At 73.1% G+C, this 19,123-nt stretch carries 16 protein-coding genes and 1 pseudogene; 5 read left to right on the top strand and 12 right to left on the bottom strand.

The window, feature by feature from the left end:
- Positions 1-130: 130 nt before the first annotated feature.
- The 3 genes and pseudogenes from ACH4MY_RS09125 to ACH4MY_RS09135 all read right to left on the bottom strand — a co-directional run bounded on the left by ACH4MY_RS09125 (position 131) and on the right by ACH4MY_RS09135 (position 2,210).
- Positions 131-724, bottom strand: coding sequence for a TetR/AcrR family transcriptional regulator (locus ACH4MY_RS09125; protein WP_397999725.1), 594 nt, complete (start codon positions 722-724; stop codon positions 131-133).
- A 71-nt stretch (positions 725-795) separates the two neighbouring features.
- Positions 796-1,353, bottom strand: a pseudogene (locus tag ACH4MY_RS09130) (exonuclease domain-containing protein); the annotation flags it as partial.
- An 86-nt stretch (positions 1,354-1,439) separates the two neighbouring features.
- Positions 1,440-2,210 carry a hypothetical protein gene (locus ACH4MY_RS09135; RefSeq protein WP_397999727.1) on the bottom strand — a complete coding sequence of 257 codons (771 nt, stop codon included), beginning with the start codon at positions 2,208-2,210 and terminating at the stop codon, positions 1,440-1,442.
- 186 nt (positions 2,211-2,396) lie between these two features.
- Between ACH4MY_RS09135 and ACH4MY_RS09140 the strand changes: the two genes are divergently transcribed.
- Positions 2,397-3,812: a hypothetical protein gene (locus ACH4MY_RS09140; RefSeq protein WP_397999730.1), complete on the top strand. Its 1,416-nt coding sequence runs from the start codon at positions 2,397-2,399 to the stop codon at positions 3,810-3,812.
- 94 nt (positions 3,813-3,906) lie between these two features.
- Here ACH4MY_RS09140 and ACH4MY_RS09145 read toward each other — a convergent pair whose 3' ends face one another.
- Both ACH4MY_RS09145 and ACH4MY_RS09150 read right to left on the bottom strand, forming a co-directional pair.
- Positions 3,907-4,599: a GntR family transcriptional regulator gene (locus tag ACH4MY_RS09145; RefSeq protein ID WP_397999731.1), complete on the bottom strand. Its 693-nt coding sequence runs from the start codon at positions 4,597-4,599 to the stop codon at positions 3,907-3,909.
- An 82-nt stretch (positions 4,600-4,681) separates the two neighbouring features.
- On the bottom strand, positions 4,682-5,866 hold the full coding sequence (locus ACH4MY_RS09150; RefSeq protein ID WP_397999734.1) for a CaiB/BaiF CoA transferase family protein: 1,185 nt from the start codon (positions 5,864-5,866) through the stop codon (positions 4,682-4,684).
- Positions 5,867-6,002: 136 nt separating this feature from the next.
- On the opposite strand from ACH4MY_RS09150, the gene ACH4MY_RS09155 reads away from it, so the two are divergent.
- Positions 6,003-7,205, top strand: a complete 1,203-nt coding sequence (locus tag ACH4MY_RS09155; RefSeq protein ID WP_397999736.1) for an acyl-CoA dehydrogenase family protein — start codon at positions 6,003-6,005, stop codon at positions 7,203-7,205.
- A 19-nt stretch (positions 7,206-7,224) separates the two neighbouring features.
- On the opposite strand, the gene ACH4MY_RS09160 is transcribed toward ACH4MY_RS09155, so the two are convergent.
- Entirely contained in the window at positions 7,225-7,728 is a 504-nt protein-coding gene (locus ACH4MY_RS09160) for an FBP domain-containing protein (protein WP_397999739.1), read from the bottom strand.
- 117 nt (positions 7,729-7,845) lie between these two features.
- Positions 7,846-9,315 (bottom strand): PLP-dependent aminotransferase family protein, encoded by a 1,470-nt coding sequence (locus ACH4MY_RS09165; RefSeq protein WP_397999741.1) that lies wholly within the window; start codon positions 9,313-9,315, stop codon positions 7,846-7,848.
- A gap of 101 nt (positions 9,316-9,416) precedes the next feature.
- On the opposite strand from ACH4MY_RS09165, the gene ACH4MY_RS09170 reads away from it, so the two are divergent.
- Positions 9,417-9,668 (top strand): hypothetical protein, encoded by a 252-nt coding sequence (locus tag ACH4MY_RS09170; RefSeq protein WP_397999743.1) that lies wholly within the window; start codon positions 9,417-9,419, stop codon positions 9,666-9,668.
- Here ACH4MY_RS09170 and ACH4MY_RS09175 read toward each other — a convergent pair.
- Complete coding sequence (locus tag ACH4MY_RS09175; RefSeq protein WP_397999746.1) at positions 9,653-11,179, bottom strand: DUF6777 domain-containing protein; 1,527 nt, start codon at positions 11,177-11,179, stop codon at positions 9,653-9,655. The genes ACH4MY_RS09170 and ACH4MY_RS09175 overlap by 16 nt on opposite strands.
- 307 nt (positions 11,180-11,486) lie before the next feature.
- Here ACH4MY_RS09175 and ACH4MY_RS09180 point away from each other — a divergent pair, with 307 nt between their 5' ends.
- Positions 11,487-12,860, top strand: a complete 1,374-nt coding sequence (locus ACH4MY_RS09180) for a streptophobe family protein (protein ID WP_397999748.1) — start codon at positions 11,487-11,489, stop codon at positions 12,858-12,860.
- A gap of 75 nt (positions 12,861-12,935) precedes the next feature.
- Here ACH4MY_RS09180 and ACH4MY_RS09185 read toward each other — a convergent pair whose 3' ends face one another.
- From ACH4MY_RS09185 to ACH4MY_RS09195, 3 genes are read right to left on the bottom strand one after another with little or no spacing between them, the layout of a single operon-like run.
- Positions 12,936-13,919, bottom strand: a complete 984-nt coding sequence (locus tag ACH4MY_RS09185; RefSeq protein ID WP_397999751.1) for a serine/threonine-protein kinase — start codon at positions 13,917-13,919, stop codon at positions 12,936-12,938.
- A complete protein-coding gene (locus ACH4MY_RS09190) occupies positions 13,919-14,725 on the bottom strand; it encodes a hypothetical protein (protein WP_397999753.1) in 807 nt (268 codons plus the stop codon). Before ACH4MY_RS09190 ends, ACH4MY_RS09185 begins: the two co-directional genes overlap by 1 nt.
- Positions 14,726-14,728: 3 nt before the next feature.
- Positions 14,729-17,455, bottom strand: coding sequence for an FHA domain-containing protein (locus ACH4MY_RS09195; protein ID WP_397999756.1), 2,727 nt, complete (start codon positions 17,453-17,455; stop codon positions 14,729-14,731).
- A 102-nt stretch (positions 17,456-17,557) separates the two neighbouring features.
- On the opposite strand from ACH4MY_RS09195, the gene ACH4MY_RS09200 reads away from it, so the two are divergent.
- A complete protein-coding gene (locus ACH4MY_RS09200; protein WP_397999758.1) occupies positions 17,558-18,262 on the top strand; it encodes a TetR/AcrR family transcriptional regulator in 705 nt (234 codons plus the stop codon).
- Here the strand turns inward: ACH4MY_RS09200 and ACH4MY_RS09205 are convergent.
- Complete coding sequence (locus ACH4MY_RS09205) at positions 18,226-19,032, bottom strand: class II aldolase/adducin family protein (RefSeq protein ID WP_397999760.1); 807 nt, start codon at positions 19,030-19,032, stop codon at positions 18,226-18,228. The two genes, ACH4MY_RS09200 and ACH4MY_RS09205, sit on opposite strands and share 37 nt — an antisense overlap.
- Between the last annotated feature and the right edge of the window lie 91 nt (positions 19,033-19,123).

Raw genomic sequence — 19,123 nt, forward strand, 5'->3', positions numbered from 1 at the left:
GTCGGTGGGGGAGTACCGGGCGCCCCGAGGATCGCGGTGTTGGCGGAGTGAGTCAAGAGTCCGGGACAAATGACCTACTGGCGGTTACAGAGGCCCGACGGGAGCGGCGCCGACGGATCCGCCGGAGGCCCTACTCCTCGAACATCAGCAAGAGTTGATCGGCCGTCAGATCCAGCTGGTCGGCGGCGGTCCTCTCGTCGCCGAGGACCAGGAACTGCAGCGTGAGGCCGTCGATCGTCGCTGCCAGGTACCGCGCGATCGCCTCCACCGGAACCCGCGGCTCAAGACCGCGCTGCGCGCGGACCTGCTCGACCATCGCGCCCGCCGAGAGCACGTACTGCTCGTACTGGGCACGCGCCAGATGCTCGAACCCCGGCTCGCGCAGGGCGTACTGGGTGAGGTCGTACGTCAGCATGTGCTCGCCCGGACGGGCCGTGACGTGGTCCCAGTACGTCTGCAGCGCCCCCCGTATGGTCTCCCGCAGCGTGGCGCCCGGTTCGACCGCCGACAGCACGCGCGTCACGTAGTTCCCCGTGATCGTCTCGATGGCGGCTTCGAGGAGGGCCTGCTTCGACTCGAAGCAGTAGTGGAAGACGCTCAGCGAGACACCCGCCTCCGCGCAGATCGACCGGGTGGTGGTCCGGGCGACACCGTCCCTGGTCATCGCCCTGATCGCCGCCTCGACCAGCTGCGTGCGTCGTTCGGCCGACGGCATCCGCCCCATGGTTCCTCCTCGCGTCCGGCGCCAGGGTAGCCCCCGCCGCCGAAGCCTCCTACGGAACGGCCCCGGCCCCCCGGCGTCGGCCAGGCGCCGCGACCCGAGAGCAGAAGGACGAGCGCCGCGATGTTCCACGCGTCGTCCTCGCCCCGGTGGTGTCGTCCTTCGAGGGGCAGACCCGCGAACTCCAGGGCGCGCGCCATGCCGGGACGCCTGGACAGTCCGTACGCCTCGGTGAACACGGCCTTGGCGTTGGTGTGGTGACGCCCGAAGGGGTACGGGGTGCCGGTGACCCGGCACTGACGGGTGAACTGGTTGCGGTCGTAGTCGCCCCAGCTCGCCCACGGGCGCCTGCCGGCCTCGTACGTGGTCGCGAGCAGCCGGCAGGCGGCGGCGAAGTCCAGGCCGGTGTCGACCTCCTCCTGGGTGAGCCCGGTCAGTTCGGTGCAGAACGCGCTGACGCGCGAGCGGGCCGGCCGGACCAGGATCCGGTGCCGGGAGACCCGCTCGCCGGCGGCCGGGTCGACCACGGTCAGCCCGATCTCGATGATCTCGCTGACCGCGCCGGGCGGCCGCTCGCGGTCCCAGCAGGTGGCCTCGACGTCGACTACGTTGATTAATCCCCCGTGATGCATGCCGAGGAGCCTAGGAGTCGTCCAGGGCTCCCGGCATCCGATTTAGGTGGGGGGACACGGGACCCGGCGCCTGCCCAGGGGATGGGTCAGGGGGTGTACGGCGCGTCGCTGTGGTGGAGTTCGGCCATGGCGGGCTCCGCCACCCGGTAGACGGCCGTGCGGCGGAGGTTCACCACGGCCGCCGGATCGTCGTCCCCGCGCGTGAGGTAGACGACCGTCGCCTGGCGTGCCGCGGGGGAGGAGACGTCGATCGACACCACCGGCGTGCGGTCGCCGAGCGAGGCCACGGCGGCGGGTACGGGAGTCCCGCCGTCGTTCCGCCAGGTGACGAGGCCGAAGAAGCGGCCCGTGCCCCCGGTGGTGACCTTGACGGCGGCCACGGCGTCCGCCGCCGGGTCACCGGTCATGTCCCCGATGCCGCACTGCGGCTGGAGCTCGACCACCACGCCGTCCCCCTCCCAACGGCCGTCCGTGAAGGCGATGGTCCCCTCGGGGGCGTCGGGGAACCGGAAGGACGAGTTCTGCAACTCTGCGTTCCGCAACAGGTCGCAGGTGAGCGCTCCGGCCGCGTCGCCGCCGCCGGGCTTCTTGGTGGAACCCGGCTTCTTCGTGGGGCCGGGCTCCTTCGAGGAGTCCGGTGACGGCGTGGCCGATTCCTTTCTCTTGCCCTTCCCCTTGTCCGTACCCGCACCCGGGGTGTCGCCGGGCGCCTTCGAGGAAGCGGCGGGCTTCCCGGGCCCGGTCCCCGAACCCGTACCACTGCCGTTCGAGTCCTGGCACCCCACCGCACCCGCGGCCAGTGCGAGGGCCGCGACCAGCCATGCTCCGCGTGCCGACCAGCTCCTGGTTCTGTTCACCGCAGGTTCCCCCTTGCCGGATCCCGCCGACCGTCCACCGGCCGACAGGGGCGAAGACGCGCCACTCGGCCCGGCGGTTGCGGACACCGAGCACAGAGGAACCGAGGGGGGCGGAGTCATGTCATCGAGTTCACCGATGGCCATAATGAGACCCCCTGACCGCGCCACTTCCCGAAGAGTGCCTCTGTGATCGACAGCACCACCTCCCTCCAGGCTCCCCAGCGGGCCGAGATACGCGCCGAGCGCCGGCGGATCGTCGAGTCGATCCGTGCTCACCGAAGGCTGCTGACGGCGCGGCGCCCGTTCGAACTCGCGGACCGGAGGCGACTTCAGCGCGAGGCCGGGGACCGGGACCGGGCCGACGCGCGGCGCGGCAAGGCCCTGCACCGCATCCACGAGAAGCGCACCCGACGTGAACGGTCGCTGACGAACAAGCTGAACGGCCTGGACGGCAAGCGCGCCGGCCGGGAGCGCCAGGCCCTCGCCGTGCTGCGGCGCACGTCGATCGAACAGTCGCTGCGCGGTACGCGTCTGACCGCGAGCCAGGTGAACGGCATCGGCAGCGGACTCGTCCGCGACCTGGCGGCCCAGGGCATCACGACGGCCGCCGACTTCCGGCGCGTCAGCTGGGGCAAGGCCCCCAACGGCCGTGGCGGCGACGTGCTGTACATCCACCGCACGCAGGGGCGGAAGGTCCACATCAACGGCATCGGCGAGCACCGCGGCCGGCCGCTCGTGGAGTGGCGGAAGGCTGCCGTGGCCCGGGCGGAGGCCCGGGCGCCGCACGAGCTCCCGGCCGACGAGCGGCATCGCATCGAGGAGATCATCGAGAACGAGCGGATCCGCCTCCAGGGGGAACTGGCCGAGGTTCCCAGGACGGCGGAGGCCGCGTGCGCGGAAGTCGAGGAGGTGTACGCGGAGAAGCGGGAAGCGCTGACCGGCGTCGAGCACGAGAGGCAGGAGGAGGCCGACCGGCGAAGGGCCGAGTTCGACGCGATGGGGGAGCGGCTGCTCGCCCTTCAGGCGGAGCTGGCAGCCCATGTCCACCGGTACGGCGATCTGGGGTTGCGCGACCGCCGGGCGCGGTCCGGGGCGATGCGCGCCGCACCGGCGGTACCGCCGGTCGTTCCGGCCCGCCGCTCCGGCAGTTCCGGCCCGGGGGCCTCGGACTCCCCGGAATCCGGGTCGAAGGACGCGGACGTCGCCGGCGTCGCCCAGGAGCCGGGTGCCCGGGCGAGCTTCGGCTGGCTCGTCCCCGTCGCGCTCTTCGCCATGACGACGGTGCTGGGCGCGGGAGAGACCGACGCCACCCCGTTGTGGTTCGGCGTCACGGCCCGTCTGGTGTCCCTGGCGGTCGTCGTGGACCTGTTGCGGCTGTGGATCCCGCGCAGGAACTGGCGTACGGCGGGTCCCATGCCCGCGGGCACGGGCCTGGTGGCCTCGGGAGCCTTCCTGGGGCTCGCCGCCGCGAGCATGTTCACCGATCCTCTGTACGCGACCGGCGGCGCGCCCTGGGCCCTGGCGATCGTGTCGGTGCTCCTCGTGCTGGGCGGCGGCCACCGCCGCGCGGGCGGCCGCAAGCCCGTCGCCGCCTCGGACTGACCACCGGTCCCGGATCGGCTCGGCGCCGGTCCGGGACCGGCTCAGGCTCGTCCGCCGTCCCGGGCCGTGCTCGGCCTCGGCTCCCGGGCCGGGCTCAGCCTTCCTCCGGCCCCGCTCCCGACCGCTCCGGGGCCAGCACCTCCCGCAGGGCCGCCACCGCGTGGGCGCGGTGTTCGTCGAGCCACCGGACCGTGGCCTCCTCGTCGCCCTGGCGGAGGGCGGAGATGACCGCACGGTGCTCGCGCACGGCCTGCTTCCGGTGCGGGTCCTCCGTGTAGTAGAGCGAGCGGTACGCGTCGGTGGAGTCCCACAGGGTGGCGATCAGGCGGACCAGGCGCGGCATCTCCGAGGCCTCGACGAGCGTGAAGTGGAAGAGCCGGTTCGCGGCGGCCATCGCCGGCACGTCGCCCTCGTCGGCGGCCCGTTCCACCTCGCGCTGGATGCGTTCGAGGGCGGCCACGATGCCGTCCGGCATCCGACGCACCGCCGTGCGGACCGCCTCGGTCTCCAGGAGTTCGCGGATCCGGTAGATCTCCTCCAGGTCGGCGAGCGAGAGCTCCGCGACGAAGTAGCCCCGGTGTATGTGATGGACGACGAGACCCTCGGCCTCCAGGGCCTTCAGGGCCTCGCGCAGCGGCACCCGGCTCACCTCGAACCGGGCCGCGAGGGCGTCCTGACGGATCTGCCCGCCGGGCCTGAGCTCCCCGCTGGTGATGGCGCGCCGCAGTTCCTCCAGGACGAACTGCTGGGCGGTCTGCGGCCGCCGCTTCTGCACCGCGCTGCTCATCGCCTGTGACCTTCCGTTTCCCTCGCATTGCCCACCGGTGGATCTCTCCGCCGGTGCCGACCATCTTCCTATGCGCGCGGGACTACGGGTTCCGCCCGCGGGCCGTCCCGTCCCGCGGCGGGGCCGACAGGTCCTGCGTGTGTTCGCCCAGGCCCGGGGGAGCGGAGCGGTACGTGGCCGGGGTGGCGTCGAGCCGGATCGGGTGGGCGACCTGACCCGGGCCGGCCGCGGACTCCGGGACCCGGGGGGCGAGGCCCAGCCGCTCGGCCAGGTCGAACGCGGCGGCCAGGTCGTTGATCGGCCCGCACGGCACCCCGGCCGCGGTGAGTTCCTCGAACCAGCTGTCGGCGGTGCGGGTGCCCAGCGGCCCGGCGAGGGCCGCGACCAGCTCCTCCCGGTGCGCGACCCGGGCCGTGTTGGTCGCGAAGCGGGGGTCCTCGGCGAGCCCGGCAAGACCGAGCCGCTCGCACAGGGTCCGGAACTGCCGGTCGTTGCCCACGGCGAGGACCATCGGCCGGTCCTCCGCCTCGAACACCTCGTACGGGGCGATGCTCGGGTGCCGGTTGCCCATCGCGCGCGGCACGACGCCGGCCCCGAGATGGGCGGCGGCCTGGTTGGTGAGCGCCGAGAGGAGGGAGGAGAGCAGCGAGACCTCGACCCGCTGACCCTCGCCGGTCCTGTCACGGTGCCGGAGGGCGGCGAGGACGCCGAGGCCCGCGTGAAGGCCGGTGATGACGTCGACCAGGGCCACTCCCGCCTTCGTCCCCTGCCCGTCCGGCTCGCCGGTCACGCTCATGAGTCCGCCCATGGCCTGGACGAGCAGGTCGTAGCCGGGCAGCCGCGCACCCTCCGCGGCGCCGAAGCCGGTCACCGAGCAGTACACGAGCCCGGGATTGGACGTCCGTACGTCCTCGTAGCCGAGGCCGAGCCTCTCCATGGTGCCCGGGCGGAAGTTCTCCACCAGGACGTCCGCGCGGTCCACGATCGCCCGCGCCGCCGCCACGTCCTCGGGGTCCGTGAGGTCGAGGGCGACGGAGCGCTTGTTGCGGTTCACCCCGAGGAAGTACGTCGCCCGGCCGTCGGCGAACGGCGGCCCCCACGCGCGCGTGTCGTCGCCGGAGCCGGGCCGCTCGATCTTGATCACGTCCGCACCCAGGTCGGCGAGGAGCATCGTCATGTACGGCCCCGCGAGGACCCGGCCGAAGTCGGCGACGACGATCCCGGACAGGGCGCCCGCCGTCGGCGTACCCGGCTGATCTGCGCGCATTCCGCTCTCCCTCACTGGCGATCGGATCCAGTCGGACCGTAGGGCGCGGACATCGGATTTTCAATACTGGATCCAATATCCGATCTACGGCTACGCTTCGGCTCGCCGAGTCGCCACAGCCGCCAGGAGGCCGTCCGTGAAGTCGTCGCAGTCGTCGTCGCCGTCAAGCACCGCACCCGTCCATCCCTTCGACCTGCTCGCCGTCGACGGACTGCTGACCGACGAGGAGCGCGAGATCCGCCGCACCGTGCGCGCCGTCGCCGACCGCGAGCTGCGCCCGCACGTCGCCGGCTGGTTCGAGAAGGGCGAGATCCCCGCCCGTGAACTCGCCCGCACCCTCGGCGGCATCGGCGTGCTCGGCATGCACCTGGAGGGCTACGGCTGCGCGGGCACCAACTCCGTCGCGTACGGCCTCGCCTGTCTGGAGCTGGAGGCGGTCGACTCCGGACTCCGCTCCCTCGTCTCCGTACAGGGTTCGCTCGCCATGTACGCGATCTGGAAGTACGGCTCCGAGGAGCAGAAGCAGCGCTGGCTGCCGAAGATGGCGGCCGGTGAGTACATCGGCTGCTTCGGCCTCACCGAGCCCGACGCCGGCTCGGACCCGGGCGCCATGCGCACCCACGCCAAGCGGGACGGCTCCGACTGGATCCTCAACGGCACCAAGATGTGGATCACCAACGGTTCGGTGGCCGATGTCGCCGTCGTCTGGGCCCGCACCGAGGACGGCGTACGGGGCTTCCTCGTCCCGGCCGGCACCCCCGGGTTCAGCGCCCCGGAGATCAAGATGAAGCTGTCGCTGCGGGCGAGCGTCACCAGCGAACTGGTCATGGAGGACGTGCGTCTCCCGGCCGACGCGATGCTCCCGGAGGCCCGGGGCCTCTCCGGCCCGCTCGGCTGCCTCAACGAGGCCCGCTTCGGCATCGTCTTCGGCGCGCTCGGCGCCGCCCGCGACTGCCTGGAGACGGCGATCTCGTACGCCCGCGACCGCATCGTCTTCGCGCGCTCCCTCGCCTCGTACCAGCTGACCCAGCAGAAGCTCGCCGACATGTCCGTCGAGCTCGGCAAGGGCATGCTGCTCGCCCTCCACCTGGGGCGGCTCAAGGACGCGGGTGCGCTCACCGCCGAGCAGGTCAGCGTCGGCAAGCTGAACAACGTCCGCGAGGCCATCGCCATCGCCCGCGAGTGCCGCACGATCCTGGGCGCCAACGGCATCACCCTGGAGTACCCGGTGCTGCGCCACGCCAACAACCTGGAGTCGGTCCTCACCTACGAGGGCACGAGCGAGGTCCACTCCCTGGTCATCGGCAAGGCGCTCACCGGCGAGCAGGCCTTCCGCTGAGCGGAGGCGCCACGGTCGCTCAGCCCGACGTCACCCGGTCGACGAAGGCGTCCAGGTTGCCCGTCAGACGGGCGACCTGCTCGTCGAGGGTGAGGGACTCCTCGTGGCGGCTGCCGCGCAGCTTCGGCTGCCGCTTGCCCCGGACGTACAGGGAGCAGGCCAGGTCGGCGCAGAGATAGATGCCGACCGTGTTCCCCTCGCGTCCGCGGGCCCCGGCGAGCGGCGCGACGAGCAGCATGACGCCCGAGGAGGCGTGCCCGGTCAGACAGACCTGGCACATGCTCGACTTCACGGCGCTGGTCCGGCCGGAGGCCGGCACCCGCAGGGTCACCCCCACCGGCCCGTCCTCGCGCGGGACGACCAGATGCGCGCGGAGCGGCGCACCCGGGTCGACCCAGCCGAGGAAGTCCAGCTCTTCCCAGGGGAGTTCGGCGAAGTCGAGCGGCAGCTTGAGGCGTGCCGCCTCGCCCTTGGTGCAGTTCACGAAGGACGAGCGGATCTGTTTGTCGGTCAATGGTTCCACTCGGTGGACCGTACAGGCACCCTCGCGGACGGGCATCCGAATAAGGTGGTGACCGAGCGCGCGCAGACGGCGGCCGCGTACGCGCTGCGCGCAGGCGGGCGGCCGCGTACGCGCCCCTCAGGCCACCCAGTCCGGCGCCGCCGGGTCCGTGAAGACCCCCGGGGCGCCGTCGAGGGCCGCCGCGAGGCGCTCCGCCGCCGGCTCGTACACCTCCTCCGGCAGGGTGTACGGGATGCGCAGCCGGTGCTCGTGGGTTCCCGGGTCCACACCGAACCGGGCGCCGCCCTCCACCCGCACCCCGTGCCGCAGGGCGCGGGCCGCGAGGGCGGAAGCGCCCGGGCGGCCCAGGTCGATCCACAGGCACATCCCGCCCGGCGGCACCGTCCACCGCCATTCGGGCACATGGCGGGCCAGGGCGGAGATCAGGGCGTCGCGGCGCAGCCGCAGTTGCCCGACGCGCTTCGGCAGGATCACGTCGAGGCGCTCCATCAGGGCGACGGCCACGAGCTGGTCGAGCACGGAACCCGACAGGTCGGCGGTGATCCGTACCCGCGCCAGCTCGGTCACGACCCGGGACGAGGCCCGAACCCAGCCGACCCGCAGACCGCCCCAGCAGCTCTTGCTCAGCGAGCCGACGGAGACGATCTGCTCGCCGTCACCCCCGGCGGCGGTCGCCGCGAAGGGCAGCGGAGCCGGCACGTCCAGGGCCATGTCCGTCAGCGTCTCGTCCACCACCAGCCAGGTCCCGGTGGCCCGCGCCGCCCGAGCGATGTCCCGGCGCTGCTCCTGCGGCATCAGGTGGCCCGTCGGATTGTGGAAGTCCGGGATCAGATAGGCCAGCCGGGGCGCGGTCTGCCGGAGTGCCGCGTCGACGAGACCGGTGTCCCAGCCCGCCTCGGTGACCGGTACCGGGGTGATGCGGAGCATGCGGCCCCGCATCGCGTCGAGCGCGTTGGTGTACGAGGGGTTCTCGGCGAGAACCCGGTCACCGGCCCGGCCGAGCAGGGTGAGCACCAGTGACAGAGCCTGCTGCGCACCCGTGGTGACGAGGATCTGTTCGGGGCGGGTCGACAGGCCCCGGGCGGTGTAGCGCTCGGCGACGGCCGCGCGCAGCGCGGGCAGCCCGTACGGGTGGTAGCCCTGTGCGCCGGCGTAGCGGGGGAGCTCCGCCGCGGCCGACGTGAGGGCGGCGGAGAGCTCCTCGGCCGGGGCCTCCGGTGCGGCCAGGGCGAGGTCGACGGCCGTCCCGGCGTCACCGAGGAAGCCGCCGAGGGAGGCCGGTGCCTGGCCCTCCGGGAGCGCGGTCCAGGTGCCCGCGCCGCGCCGGCTGTGCGCGTACCCGCTCTCCCGGAGGAGGTCGTACGCCCCGGTGATCGTCGTCCGGCTCACGGCAAGCACCGCGGCGAGCTCCCGCTCGGCGGGCAGCCGCAGCCGCAGGGCCACCCGGCCGTCGAGCAGGGCCTCGCGTACGGCCCGTGCGAGCTCGCGGTAGCCGAACCGGCCCTCGGGGGGAGGGGTGAGGAGCGACGCGAGCTGGCGGCCCGTCAGGGTCCGGTCCGCTGTATGGACCACGCGTGCCACGGCCATGCCAATCACTCCTTATTGGCTCTGCTGTCCAGGCCAATAAGACTACAGACTCCTTTCCAGTGGCCTGGTGGCCGCCTTCCACAAGGGAAAGGGGACGACCGATGTCCGGACACTTCACCGACCGTGACGAGCGGATGTGGCAGCAGCGTGCGGAGGAGCGGGCGACCCGGCCCCTGCCGCTCGGAACCTGGCTCAGGGCCCTTCGTTCCGCCGGGTGGCCGACCGGCCCGGTGCCGACCGTGCCGGTCGAGGCCCGGGTGCTGCGCGGGAACGCCCGTACCCCCGCACCCGGTCGAAGGGGACCGACCGGCACGGGGGTACGTCTCGTGGAGCTCGATCAGGCCAACGGCTGACGGTCCGACCCGGCGGCGGACCACGGCGCCGCGCCCGGACCGTGGGCCGGCACCGGGACGGAGCCCGGGTTCGGCGCCGAGTCCGCCGGGGGCGACAGCGGTGCGACGTTCGCCGGGGAACTGCCCGAGGCCGACTGGCTGGTGGTCAGATCCGCCGGACCGTCCGTGACGGGAGCGGACTCGGGACCCGACGACTGGGTCGGCGGCGAGGAGTCGGGCGACTCGTCGGGCGAGGAGGTGTCGGTCGACGGGGTCGTGTCCGACGCGGGCGTGGACGGCGTCGACGTCGACGGCGCGGGGGAGAGCGTCGAAGGGCACGGCGACGGCGTGACCCCGTTGCTCGGCGTCGGGGTCTCCGTGCCGGTGACCGTCACGCACGGCACGGGCGACGACGAGGAGGTGGACGGGGAGGCGGAGGTCGACGGGGACTTCGAGGCCGAGGGGGACAGGGAGGCCGGCGGGGGAGGCGGCGGGGTCGGCTTGTCGTGCTGGCCGTGGTCGCCGTGAAGTCGCGCGAACCAGCTGTCGTCCTCGGGGTCGTACACCACGAAGACGTTCACGACGGTGACGGAGGGCGCCACGACGACCACCTGGTCGTTGCTGAACCCCTGCCACGGCGTTCCCGTCGTCTTCGGGGACTTCTGCGCCACCGGCTGGGTCAGCGGGTTGCCGCACGCGCAGCGCACCCGGGGTACCCCGCGGCTGTCGACCAGGACGGCCGTGCCGGACTGGAGCACCGCCTGGTACGTGGTGGCGGAGCCGTTCCGGAAGCCGTGGTTCGTGACCCGGGTGTCGGCGCGGAGCTGCAGCGGGGTCAGGGAGCGGAGATAGCCCGGTACCTCGTTGGCGGAGATGCCCAGGACGGAGGCGAACGCGGTGTTCTTCGCGGGCTCGCCGGAGAGGTAGCGGATCTGCTGTTCCACGTCGCAGCTGGCCACGGACTGCGTCCCGCCGTAGAGACCGGGCGTCGAGCCCGACACCTCGGGGGTGGCCGAGGTGGTCCGGGGAGGCAGCGAGGCCGGCGAGGCGGACGTGGTGTTCGCACGGGCCGTGGACCGGGTGAACGGGTCGGGGCCGGAGGCTGCCGCGTTCTGGAGGAAGACCTCGCCGCCACCGGATCCCGCCGTGTCGCCCTTGTCGTCGGGGCGGTTGGTGAGGACGACGGCCAGGGCCGCGACCGCGACCACGATGGCGGTGACCGAGGCGACCTTGGGGACGGAGCGCCACCAGGGGCCCTTGCCGGGGCCGCCGTTCCCGGGAGCGCCCGCGCCGCCGCCACCGGCGCCTCCGTCACCGGAGCCACCGCCGGAGCCGCCCGACGAACCGCCGCCGCCGGAGCCGCCCGACGAACCGCCGCCGCCGCCGGATCCGCCCCCCGAACCTCCGTGGGGCGGCCCGGGGGGCGGTGGGGGACCGCCGGTCCCCGGGCGGGTGCTCGGGCCCGAGAGGGGGCCGGAGGGGGGACCTGCGGGAGGGACCGACGGAGGGCCGGACGGCGGGTGGGAAGTCACGTTTTTCCCTTTCTTCCGTTCCGGGCCCATTGTGTGCGCCGAACGGCGCCCGCCCGCAAGCGGAGACGCTCGGACGGCGGTACGCCCGGACAGCCGTCCTGCGGGCGGTCGGCCGACCGCCCGCAGGCATGGCGAGCGACCGGCCCCCAGTACCGGCCCCGGCAACCACCGCTGCCGGCAGTGCGGTCGGACCACCGCCGGCAGTGCGGTCGGACCGTCACCGGTACTGCGGTCGGACCGTCACCGGTGCTGCGGTCGGACCGTCACCGGTCTGCGGACGACCGTCACCGGTACTAGCGTGGTCAGGGTGAGCAGTCGGCTCCCCACCTCCACGCGGCCCGCCGCGACCTCCACCGGGTCCCTCGCCCGCGTCGGCCTCCAGGCCCTGGCCGCCGTCGTCGCCGGGTACGTCGCCATGGGCGTCACCGCGGGCCTCGGCCTCTGGGCCGCGGGCGCGGCCGACCTGCCCCGGGGCTTCACCGCCATCCTCGCCGCGGTCGTCGTCATGGCCACGGGCGGCAAGATCGAACTCTCCGGCGACGCCGGGGCCCTCGCCGGAACCCAGGCCGAACTGACCGCCATGCCCCTCACCGTCACCCTGGTGGGCGCACTGGTCACCGGTTTCTGCTTTCTGCGGCCCCTGCGCCACCACGCCGTGACCAGCGCGCGTGAACTCCTGCTGCGCGCCGTGACCACGGTCGTCCTCTGGCTGATCGCCCTCGCGGGCGTCTCCGCCGTCGCCCGGCACGAATTCCCCCTCACCCTCGGCGGCGGGGACGAGCAGGGCTCGCTCATGGACATCTTCGGCGAGCTCCTCGACGCCGTGAATCCCACCGTCGGATTCCGCACCGACGTCGGGCCGACGCTCTTCTACGGGCTGCTGTGGATCGTCGGCGTGCTCGTCGTCGCGCTTCTCGTCTCCCGCAGGACACCGCTGCCGGCCCGGCTCGTGCGCTACCACGAGCCGGTACGGCCCGCGGCGTACGCGATGCTCCTGCTGCTCCTCGCCTACGTGGTCATCGGCCTGGTCATCGGCGTGGTCGTCGCGGCCACCAAGGGGCACGCCGCCGAAACCCTCGCCGTCCTCCTGCTCGGCCTGCCCAACGTCGCCTGGCTCGCCCTGGGCGTGGGCATCGGCGGTTCCTGGGAGGGCAGGGTCGACGGCCCCTTCGGTCTGCCGATGCCGCAGGTCCTCGACGCCGTCATGCGCCAGGGCGGCGGTTCGGGCGACAGCACGGACCTCTCGACCATCGACCTGAACTCGCTCGCCGCGCAGGACGGCCGCGCCTGGTGGCTGCTTCCCGTCGCCGCCGTCCTCGTCCTCGCCGCCGCCTTCGTGGCGGCGGTCCGCTCCCCGGCCAGGATCAAGCTCTGGCAGCACGCGGTGCACCTGGGGATCGCGTTCGCCCTGGCCATGCTGGTCGCGGTCCCGCTGACCCTGGTCGAGGCCCGCTTCGGCCTCTCGGTGCTCGGCATCGGTGAACTCGACTCCCTCGGCGGGGAAGTGATCCTGCGTCCCCACATCTGGAAGACGGTCGGCCTCGCCCTCCTCTGGGGCGCCTTCTTCGGCTTCCTCGGCGGCCTGCTCGCGAGCCGGGTGCACCGCAAGGGCGAGGTCGAGACCGCGACGCCCGGTGACTCCGCGGGAACCTCGACGCCCGGTGACTCCGCGGGAAAGTGACGTCCGGCGACTCCGACTCCGTAGCGGAGTGACCGCATTCCACGGCCACAGCCTTCCGGCGAACCGCCGCCCTCCCTACAGCTCGTGGAAGACCGCCTTCGCCCAGGCGGGCGGGTCGCGCGGCGGCCCCAGCGGCTGGGGCCCCTTGGTCACGACCGGCCCTTCCCCACCCGCTACCAGTGCGTTGCGCAGCTCGGCGACGAACTCCAGGCACGTCCCGTACCGCTCCTCCGGGGTCTTCGCCAGAGCCTTGGCGAACACCGCGTCCGCCGCCTCCGGCAGCCCCGGCCGCACCTCGGAGAGCGGTGGCGGCGGATCGTACTGCTGAGCCCAGAGCACCGCCCAGTCGGTGTCCCGTCGGAACGGCGGTGCCCCCACCAGCGTCTCGAACACCACGCACGCCAGGCTGTACACATCGCACCGGCCGTCCACCGGCTTCCCCGAGATCTGCTCGGGTGCCACGTAGTCCAGCGTGCCGACGAACTCGCCCACCGTCGTGAACCCCGTCAGCGACAAGGACTTCTTCGTCAGACCGAAGTCCGTGAGGTAGACGTGTTCCGGGTGGTCACGGTCGGTGCCCTCCGCCACCAGGATGTTGCCGGGCTTCACGTCCCGGTGCACCAGGTCGTGCGCGTGCGCCGCGTCCAGGGCGGAAGCCACCTGTACGGCGATCCTGCCCGCCTTCGCCGGCGGCAGCGGCCCCTCGCGGTCGAGCAGCGCCAGCAGGTCCTGACCTGCCACGTACCGCATGGCGATGTAGAGCACGCCCTCCGTCTCGCCCGCGTCGAAGACGGGCACGATGTGGGGGTGGTCGATCGAGGCGGCGACCCGTGACTCGTGGGCGAAGCGTTTGCGGAAGGTGTCGTTGCGGGCCAGCTCGGGGGCGAGCAGCTTCAGCGCCACCGTCCGGCCCAGCCGCAGGTCGCGCGCCCGGTACACGACCGCCATCCCGCCGCGCCCGATCTCGCCCTCCACGCGGTAGCCCGCGATCTCCTTGCCGAGGAGCCCCGAGGGGCGGCCCGCGGGGAGCTCCGGTTCGTCGCGCGGTGCGCCGGCCATCAGCCCTCACCGGCCGGTTCGGGCGGCCGCTCCACGACCTGTGTGGGCGGCGGTCCGGCGGCGGGGTCCGGGGCCGGCTGCGGCACCACCTGCGTCGGCGGCGGCCCGGCGGCGGGATCCACCCGGGGAGCGACCTGCGTCGGCGCCGGTGGCTCGGCGGCCACCGGGGGGTCGCCCCGAAGGACGACCTGGGTCGGCTCGTGTGCGGGCGGAGGGGCATCGGCCGGTTCGTCGTCGGGTTCCTCGGGGGCGCCCGAGCCGACGGCGGGCCCGGGACCCACGGCCGGCCCGGGGGACGCCGCCACCGAAGGGGTGGACGAAGCCGCGTACGTACTCAGTCCCACGCCGTCGCAGTACACCCAGCGCTCGTGCTCCGCGTCGTACAGCCACACCGATTCGCCGTCGACGACCATGCCCACCCGCAGGCCGCGCGTCCGGAGCCGGAAGTTCTCGCCGTCGAGACGGCCCGCTCCCAGCTCCTCCGCCGCCCGCCGGTAGCGGCCGAGCGCGTCCTCGGCGCGGGCGATCAGCGGACGGGGATCGGCGGTCCGGGTGAGCGGCCCGCCCGCCGGCGGGTCGTCCGGGACGGCGACGAGCAGCCGCGCGTCGACCCACGCGGTCCAGCCGTTGGAGCAGAGGATCCGCCCCCAGTCACCGGCCCGCTCCTCCAGACGCACCGGAAGGAACGCGTCGAGCGGGGTCGTGGGCAGCCCCGGGTCCGGCGCCTCCCAGGTGTCGAGACCGGACCGCGGCACGACATGGGTGGGCCGGAAGTCCGGCACGTACTCGGATACGGGGACGCTCACGGCCTACCTCCGCATGACGACCGGCTCGTGGCGGCGCAGCAGCCGCGCCACGACCAGGCCGAGGACGAGACAGAGCACCACCATCATGCCCATGTCGAACAACCAGGCTTGTGCCGTGTGCTCCATCAGCGGATCCGACGTCTTGTCGCTCGGCGCGACCTTCCCGATGTCGATCGTCGCCCCCATCGCCGCGAACGCCCAGCGCGAGGGCACCAGCCAGGCCAGCTGCTCCAGGACCGGGGTGCCCCGCACGGTCAGGAGCGCCCCGCAGAACACCACCTGCACGATGGCGAGGAGGACGAGCAGGGGCATCGTCACCTCCTCCTTGCGGACCAGGGCGGAGACGAGCAGACCGAGCATCATCGCCGTGAAGGACAGGAGCGCGACGGCGAGGGTGATCTCCACGAGCGGGGGCATCAGGACACCCTTGCCGCCGGGCACGTTCAGCGGCACGCCGATCAGGGCCACCAGGGTCAGCACGACCGCCTGGACGACCGTGATGACTCCGAGGACCACCACCTTGGAGGCGAGATACGCGGAGCGGGACAGGCCCACGGCTCTCTCGCGCCGGTAGATCGTGCGTTCCTTGACCAGCTCGCGCACGGCGTTCGCCGCGCCCGTGAGCACTCCGCCCACACACAGGATGAGCAGCACGTTCAAGGTCGACTCGGGGTTCAGACTGCCCTCGGACAGGGCCCGGGCCATCGCGCCCATCACGAACGGCAGCGCGATCATGATGGCGAGGAAGGTGCGGTCGGCGGACAGCGCGGCCGTGTACCGGCGCACCAGGGTCCGCAGCTGGGATCCCCAGCTCTGCGCCTTCGGCGGCGGGGCCGGCTCCGCCGATGCCGGGGCGCTGCCGGGGACGGGGACGTCCGGGCGGGCCGTCGCGTCCGTGATGTAGCGGCGCTGGAAGTGCGACGACCGGTACTGGCCGGCCCAGTCGCGTTCCCGGTCGTTCTCGAAGGCCTCGAAGGCCTCCGGCCACTGCTCGTAACCGAAGAAGCCCAGACTGTCCCCGGGCGGTCCGTAGTAGGCGACCCGCCCGCCCGGCGCCAGCACGAGCAGCCGGTCGCACACGTCGAGGCTGAGCACGCTGTGGGTGACCACGACGACCGTCCGCCCGTCGTCGGCGAGCCCGCGCAGCATGTGCATCACGGACCGGTCCATGCCCGGGTCGAGACCGGATGTCGGCTCGTCCAGGAAGAGCAGCGACGGCTTGGTGAGCAGTTCGAGGGCCACGCTCACCCGCTTGCGCTGGCCGCCCGAGAGGCTGTGGATCGGCTGCTCGGCGCGCTCCACGAGGCCCAGTTCCCGGATCACCTCGTCCACCCGGGCCCGCCGTTCGGCCGGCACGGTGTCCTCGGGGAAGCGGAGCTCGGCGGCGTACCCGAGGGCCCGGCGCACGGTGAGCTGGAGGTGCAGGATGTCGTCCTGCGGGACGAGCCCGATGCGCTGCCGCAGCTCGGCGTAGTCCCGGTACAGGTCACGGCCGTCGTAGAGCACGGTGCCCCGGTCGGCGGGGCGCTGGCCGGTGAGCGCGCCCAGCAGCGTCGACTTCCCGGCACCGGACGGCCCGACGACGCCGAGCAGACACTTCTGTCCGACCGGGAACGACACCTCGTCGAGCAGCGTCTTGCGGCCGTGGTCGACGGTGACGGCGAGCGACTGGACGTCGAGGGAGACCTCGCCGGTGTCGGTGAACTCGACGAGCTGCCCGCCGATCAGACAGAACGCGCAGTGGCCGACACCGACGATGTCGTCCGGTGTCACGCGGGCGTCGACGACGGGGCGGCCGTTGAGGAAGGTGCCGTTGTGGCTGCCGAGGTCATGGATCCAGTACGTGCCGTCGGGGTGGGCACGGAGCTCGGCGTGACGCCGCGAGACGACGAGATCGGGGACGACGACGTCGTTGTCGGGGGCACGGCCGATCCGGATGCTGTGGGCCGGCAACGGCCGGACGGAGGTCGGCCGCCGGAACGTGCCGGTGGCGGCGGGGTACGAGACGGAGGACGGCCGGGGCGGTGCCGCGTACCCGGACGGGGCGCCGGGCGTCGCTTCGCCGTGGGGCTGGGGTTCCGGCTGGGGACCGGGCCGAAACTCCTGCTCGGGCCGGGGCCCGGGCTCGGGCCGTAGCTCCTGCTCGGGGCGGGGCTCGGGCTCGGTCGGGGGCTCCGGTACGACCAGGGGTTCGGGTACGGGGGCGTGGGCGGCCAGGGGCTCGGGCTCGGAGGCGGCCACGGGCTCGGGCGCGGCCGGTGTTTCCACCCCCGGTGAGGCCTCCGACACGGCTGGAGGCTCCGGCGCGGCCAGAGGTTCGGACGCGGCCGGTACGGCCGCCGGGGGCTCCGGTGGGGCCGGGGACTCCCGTACGGCCGCGGCCCGCGGCTCCGCCGGACCGGCCTGCCCGCCCGCCGACAGCACCGCGCGCGGCCCGTCCTCGGGATGCCCGAACCGTACGACCGTCCCGGCCCCCACCTCCTTCGTGCCGGCCACCCGTCGGCCGTCCGTGTAGGTGCCGTTCGTACTGCCCTCGTCCGCCAGGGTCCAGTGGCTGTTGGAGGCGCTGAGCACCGCGTGGTGCCAGGATGCCCGGGCGTCCGCGAGGACGATGTCGCTGGTGGGGTCGCGCCCGATGCGATAGACGCGGCTCGGGTTCATACGTGTCACGTCCCCGTCGATCTCGAGGACCAGATCTGGCGCCGCGGGCGCGACGGGCCGCTCTCCCATGCGTGAATTTTATCCGCCGGTGCTCATCCGTGCCCGGGATGGAGTCGCCGGTAGGGTGGGCGTCCGCCGCAGGACGCGGTCCCGACGAAGGAGGGAGCACCCGTGCCGAAAGGTGTCACCGGGCGGCGGCCCCGTACCCGTGCGGCACTCCTGAAGGCCGCCCTGGAGACCTTCGCCGAGCACGGCTTCCACGCCACGACGATCGAGCAGATCTGCGAGCGGGCGGGCTATACGCGGGGCGCGTACTACTCGAACTTCGCCAGCAAGGAAGAACTCTTCCTCGCGCTCTTCGACGAGCACAGCGACCGGACCGTGCGGCGGCTCGGCGAGGCGATCGACGCGCTGACGGCCGAGGAGTACACCCTCACCCGGCTCGCGGAGCTGGCCGCCCGCGTCGAACCGGACGAGCGGGACTGGTACCTGGTGACCACCGAGTTCACCCTGCACGCCATCCGTGACCCGCAGGCCGCCTGGGTGCTGGCCCGTCACGACGAGCGGCTGCGGGCCGAGATCGCCCGCGGCCTCACCCTCGTCCTGCGCCGGGCCGGGCGTGAACTGACGGTGGACGCCGACCGTTTCGCGCGACTCCTCATCGCCCTGCGGGAGGGCGGTCTCGCGCAGAGCTACGTGGAACCGGCGGAGCTGCCGCCGGGCAGCCTGGAACGGCAGTTCCTCGCTCCACTCCTGGAGGTGTCGACGCGCGAGATCCCGGGCCGGGGGCCCGAGTCCCGCCCCGGCGAGGGTGTCGGTCCCGGTCCCGGTCCGGCAGGTCAGTCGAAGAGGTCCGGGTCGGACGCGGTGATCTGATCCCACAGCGGGCGGGCCTGGAACCAGCCGGCCAGATGCCCGCCGATCTGCCCCCGGGTGAGAAGGGCGGTCTCCCGGTCGATGAGCTGCGGCGTGCCCGCCGCCATCGCGAGGAGCTGCGCCTGGCACGAGCGCTCCATGGTGACGAACCACCACACGGCCTCGGCGACGGAGTGGCCGACGGTGAGCAGGCCGTGGTTCTTGAGGATCACCGCCTTGTGGTCGCCCAGGGCCTTGGCGACGCGCTCGCCCTCCTCGGTCTCGTTCACCACGCCCCGGTAGTCGTCGTAGATCCCGTGGTCCTCGAAGAACGCGCAGGCGTCCTGGGTGATCGGGTCGAGCGGTATGCCGAGGCTGGAGAATGCCTTGCCGTGCAGGGAGTGGGAGTGCGCGGCGGCGATCGCGTCCGGCCGGGCCACGTGGACCCGTGAGTGGATGACGAACGCGGCCCGGTTCACGGGCCTGCGCCCTTCGAGCACGGTCCCCTCGTGGTCCACCAGGATCAGGTCGGAGGCCTTGATCTGACCGAAGCTCATCCCGAAGGGATTGACCCAGAAGGCGTTCGGGTCTCCCGGATCGCGGACGGTGATGTGCCCGGCGACCCCCTCGGAGAAGCCGAACCGTCCGAAGATCCGGAACCCGGCGGCGAGTTGCTCCTTGCGGTACCGGCGCTCCTCCTCGACCGAGTCGAAGGTGGGCGGCAGCGGCAGGACGACCCCGTCGGGCAACGGCCCGACGGCGGCGGCGAGCGCGGGCGGCACGGTGCTCATGGCGGCTCCTCGATGAGCGGGTGGGCACGAGTGTGCACGGCGCGCCAAAAGATACAGAGATGTATCCGATACGACAACGCATCCGATGACC

This window comes from Streptomyces sp. NPDC017246 (assembly GCF_044331325.1).
Taxonomy (GTDB): domain Bacteria; phylum Actinomycetota; class Actinomycetes; order Streptomycetales; family Streptomycetaceae; genus Streptomyces.